We start from the raw sequence: 1,390 nt of genomic DNA on the forward strand, positions 1-1,390 counted from the left end.
GTTGAGCTCTTGCTTTCGAAAGAAAGGGATAAGAATTGGGAAAAACAAGTCTACTGGCTGGATAAAATCACCAACCTTTTGCACCACCATGCGGACTGTCTCATCGATGAAGTGCATCAAGGCTTATGGCTGAAGAAAAAATTAAATTACACCTCAGGTGAACCGATCCCACTGGATCCGACGATCATCAAAAATTCCACAGCCCTTTATGGTTTTATAGATCCTCAATTCATTAAGGATGCTCCCCACTTTGACAGTGATTATGATTGGACACCCTTTAAAAAGGAACTGGCAACCAAGCTTGTCAAAGAATCGAATAGTCCACTACGGCAATTTGCTGCAAAAGCTGCCTTAAGTTATGGTGCTAAGGTTGAAGACGAACTTATCGCTTACATTATGGGTGTTAGCAAAACGATGAGTGAAGTCGTTGCGAATGCCACCCCGCAAGAGAAAGAATTACTTGCTTTCTTAAAACAGCAAGTCAGCACTTTACTTCCTGAAACGTTGCATCAGAAGGTTAATGTAAGATATGGAGCAACCAAAGAAGCCGGTCTAGGCCCGGTAGCGTATACCCTTGCTATCCCTTATGGGGGTAATGATAACCCTAATGAGGGAAGTCGCTTTGGTAATGAGCTGGAGGCAATCAACTATACTATTCAAATGATGCTTATTAAGGGCATCAGCGAAGAACTCTTCAAACAACGTATTGCTATATGGCAAGCCGTGGCTCGCCAGGAGTTATTCCAAAACCCGATCTTCAAAAATTTAGATGAAACTCCTACGGCTCAAGCGTTTTTTAACTTAGAAGAGAATTCCGGCGTCGAGAAAAAAGAGTGGTTAACTTTAAGTAAAGTCAACATTGATGATCCTGTACAAATGGCGGCTCTTTATAAGCGTCATCAATATAACCGCACGCTTGCTTTTTCCCTCTTACAAGAGCGCTCATTAAAGCAAATTCATCACGATGGTGCGATTATTCATAGTGATTCTTTTAATCATATTGATATTTACCGCAGCTCACAAGGGGTCTCTGGAACTCCAGGAAACCACACAACCTTCCATCAGCGCCTGCATTTCGATGTCAAATCCTCTCTCGGCAGTGATGGTTATATTATTGAGGTGTTACGCAACAAGAATACCCAGGTTTCAAGCCTTGAGTACACCAATGCAGCACAATTTATTGAAACAGCATTAACGAACTCGAAATCTCCCAATCTGGTTCGTGCCATTGTGGATGTTAACGCCACGTTTACTGGCGTCACCAATTTTCAAGTCGCTAAAGAAATAGCACTTTTTATCAATAAAAAACCGACTAATCATTTCACTAAACCGATAAAACATGTGCTCTATTTTAATGACGCACAAATTCTATGCGCTCTTGATGTCAATA

General features: G+C 41.4%; 1 protein-coding gene. It reads left to right on the top strand.

Features of this window, described 5'->3' with window-relative positions; genetic code table 11:
* Positions 1 to 1,390 (top strand): hypothetical protein (locus Lbru_RS17570; protein ID WP_193786928.1); only part of this gene is annotated, 1,390 nt, incomplete at both ends.

It is taken from the genome of Legionella brunensis (genome assembly GCF_001467025.1).
Lineage (GTDB): Bacteria > Pseudomonadota > Gammaproteobacteria > Legionellales > Legionellaceae > Tatlockia > Tatlockia brunensis.